The organism is Vibrio sp. OPT46, from assembly GCF_015163535.1.
Taxonomy (GTDB): domain Bacteria; phylum Pseudomonadota; class Gammaproteobacteria; order Enterobacterales; family Vibrionaceae; genus Vibrio; species Vibrio alginolyticus.
Window position 1 is genome coordinate 1 of record NZ_JADDYG010000074.1, and the last position, 3,553, is coordinate 3,553.

Below are 3,553 nucleotides of genomic sequence, written 5' to 3' on the forward strand. Positions count from 1 at the left end.
TTTTCCTTTTAGCTCCAAACGAACCGACTCAATTAATCCTTTGACGGCCCATTTCACTGCACAATACGTAGACTCTTGCGCTTTAGGTTGTTGCGCGGCTGTGGACATGATCATGACCACTTTTATTGGATGATCTTTGTAACGCTTTACTAACTCTCTTAGCACATGAATCGCAGAATTCAGGTTGTTATCAATCAACTTTTGAATCTCTTTCGGCTCCTGCTCTTCCAGTAAGCCAAAATAACCACTTCCCGCACTATGAATGACCATTTCAGGGGACTGTTTCACCCCATCAAAGAGCTGTTTCACATTTTGGTGCAATGAGAGGTTGCAAGCTTGATAACCAACGTTATGAGAGAGTTGTTTTGCTAGTGCGGATAGTTTTTCTGTATTTCTTCCTATTACATACGTCTCTTTGCCTTCCGCATCATAACGCTTTGCTAGTTCCGCCCCTAAGCCGCTACTTGCACCTGTAATTACAATCATGCGCTACCTCTTTTCAATCACATACTTTTAATTCATCTATCAATTAAGGTAACAGAATCGTGGTAATTCACACCTCAAGAGCACCATTCTTTGAAGCAAGCAGCTTTCTTACTTTCGTGATGCATGAAATATCAAGCAGAACGACGGGCATTTAACCTATGCTTAAGCAAGAATAACTTTCTGAATTTTCTATCGACTTTCTAGTGAGAACTGAATAGGAGCAAAGAATGACTGGGTCAAAATGGCAGTGGTTACTGAAACAGATGACACGAAAACTGTGGGTCCGGACGTCACTCTACGCATTACTAGCTGTTGCTACCGCCTTAATGTCGATTGTTTTAAACCAGTTCATTACTTTGCCCCCTGCCATCAACGTCAGCAAGGATTTGTTGAACAACATATTAAATATCCTCGCAACCTCCATGCTTGCAGTGACTACATTCTCTCTCAATATTATGGTCTCAGCGTACAGTGCCGCTAGTGCAGGGGTAACGCCGCGAGCGACAAAACTGTTGATGGAAGACAGCACAACACAAAATGCCTTAGCAACCTTTCTTGGCTCTTTTCTATTTAGTTTGGTAGGAATTATCGCGCTAGGTATTGGGGCCTATCATCAACAAGCACAAATTTATCTATTCATCGTGACTATCGCCGTAATCGTGATGATCATACTCACTCTGCTACGTTGGATTCAGCACCTTTCCGTACTAGGAAGGGTCAGTGAAACCACTTCATACGTAGAGCAAGCCTTGTTAGATGCGATAAGAAAACGGGGCAAAGAGCGCTGGCTAGGTGCTCACCCATGGAGCCACCCAGAGCATAAGCCCAGAGGAAGTAAGCCTATTTTGAGCCAAGAAATTGGCTACTTACAGCATGTTGATATGCATCACCTCGATAGTATTGCTGAAGCAAACCAATGCACCATCTACCTTGAGCGACAACCGGGAAGTTTTGTGTACGTAGGTCAACCATTGGCTTGGGTTTGTGGAGAATTGCCAGACGAAAGCGAAGTAACGGCAGCCTTCACGATTCGAACGGAGCGTTCATATGATCAGGACCCTCGCTTTGGTTTAGTCGTTATGGCGGAAATCGCCTCACGAGCACTATCTCCGGCTGTAAATGATAATGGCACCGCGATTGACGTTCTTGGGCGTTCTGTACGAGCACTTTCATTATGGGGAGACCTACTCAGTGAGCCACCTACCAAAACTCGATATCCTAGACTATTTGTGCCCGCATTGAGCTGCCAGGATTTGTTTGATGATGTCTTTTTGCCGATAGCACACGATGGTGCAGCGCAACTCCAAATACAGATTCGCCTACAAAAGGCCTTGCTAGCTCTCTCTAGTATGCACCCTAAGTTATTTTTGTCACCAGCAATCAAGCTGTCAGAAAAAGCTTTAGAGCTTTCATTAAGCCAACATTATACCGAAGATGAGAAACACCAACTCTCTCAGCTATCTAATCTGGTCACAGACCAAAAAGCCAATGGTTAAGAGAGTCGAATTCAGTTGAAACATATTGCTGCACGGCCTCGTGTATCATGACATGTGCTGATAACGTAGGGCAGAAAAGTCTCTTCGTTTATACACAATTAAAGACTCTGTGCGTTAGGTCTCTTTTCTCTTGGTGAGGGAATCTATATTCTGACGCACAATTTTTAAGGTAAGTGATGGAATAATGACAACGTCTACAACTCTTCCACCTGCAGGTCTCTTTCGTCGACTTGCAGCGTTGATTTACGACACATTGATTATTATCGCAATTGAAATGATGGCCGCAGGTATTGTTATGGCCGTTGTGTTTGCACTAAATGCAGCAGGATTGTTGAGCTATGGCGAGTACGCTGATGCCGCAGATATGCTCGGAAAACACCCTGTATTGAGCCCTCTATTTACACTTTATCTTGCGGGTGTGTGGATATATTTCTTTGTGTTCTTCTGGACGCGAGCAGGACAAACTCTTGGGATGCGCGCTTGGAAGCTTCGAGTTCGCAATGCCAAAGACGGTGCACCAATTACGGTAACTCAAGCTCTGATTCGTATTTCGACATCTGGCTTTGGCTTGGCAAATCTGACTGTACCGATTGATCCGAAGAAACGTGGTTTCCACGACATTTGGGCCAAAACAGAGGTAGTTGTATTACCCAAGGCAAACTAACTTGTCTAGGAACACAAAAAAGGAAGGCGTAATGCCTTCCTTTTACATTTGGTTCGGTAAAATTTGGTTTATTCGATGATGCTTCAGTTATAGCTTTCTTCGTAGCAATGCAATCGCAATAGCTAAGAACACCAAACTCGGGGCCAAAGCACCAAACACTGGGGATATGCCATACACCAAGCTTAATGGGCCAAAGAACTCACTGGATATGTAAAAAGTAAACCCGGCAACCACGCCCGACAATACCCTTGCCCCCATGGTCACGCTTCTGAGTGGGCCGAAAACAAAAGATAGCGCCATTAACATCATCACAGCAATTGAAAGCGGCTGAGTCAACTTACGCCAAAACGCCAACTCATAGCGAGATGCATCTTGTTCCGATGCTTTTAGGTAAGTCACATAATCATACAAACCGCTCAGTGACAGTTCTTCTGGCTTCACGGTCACCACAGCTAGCTTATCTGGTGCCAAAGAGGTGTGCCACTCCATCTGTTCGATGTCTTGCTTTGAAATTACGTTTTCATTTTCCATGTCCGTAATTTGTACGTAACGCATCAGCCAGTTGTTATCTTGTTGGTAGTCGACTTCTTCGGCGAAAATAACTTTTTGTAGATTCTTATCATCATCAAAACGCCACATATTTAAAGCATAAAGTTTGTCGTCTTCGACTTTACCGATAAAGATAAAGTCGTTTGCATCACGAGCCCACACACCTGAGCGCACAGACACAATGCTACCACCTGATATCGCAAACGCACGTAAGTCACGGGCCATCTTCTGGGCCTCAGGAGCGCCCCATTGACCTAACGCCATAACAACAATCATGAGCGGGACGGCCGTTTTGAGTACCGATAACCCGATATCCAGCTTAGAGAAACCAGCAGCTTGCATCACCACAAGCTCAGAG

The 3,553-nt window shown here is 44.6% G+C and carries 4 protein-coding genes; 2 read left to right on the forward strand and 2 right to left on the reverse strand.

Going from position 1 to position 3,553, the window contains the following annotated elements; translation table 11 throughout:
* Positions 1-486: SDR family NAD(P)-dependent oxidoreductase (locus IQR33_RS02870; protein WP_193837569.1), on the reverse strand; the 486-nt coding region annotated here is incomplete at its 3' end.
* Positions 487-713: 227 nt separating this feature from the next.
* Between IQR33_RS02870 and IQR33_RS02875 the strand changes: the two genes are divergently transcribed.
* Together IQR33_RS02875 and IQR33_RS02880 are read left to right on the forward strand one after the other, a co-directional pair.
* Complete coding sequence (locus IQR33_RS02875; protein ID WP_005385537.1) at positions 714-1,982, forward strand: DUF2254 domain-containing protein; 1,269 nt, start codon at positions 714-716, stop codon at positions 1,980-1,982.
* Positions 1,983-2,166: 184 nt separating this feature from the next.
* Positions 2,167-2,646, forward strand: coding sequence for an RDD family protein (locus IQR33_RS02880; protein WP_005381070.1), 480 nt, complete (start codon positions 2,167-2,169; stop codon positions 2,644-2,646).
* 87 nt (positions 2,647-2,733) lie between these two features.
* Here the strand turns inward: IQR33_RS02880 and lptG are convergent.
* Positions 2,734-3,553 (reverse strand): LPS export ABC transporter permease LptG (gene lptG, locus IQR33_RS02885; protein ID WP_228013731.1); only part of this gene is annotated, 820 nt, incomplete at its 5' end.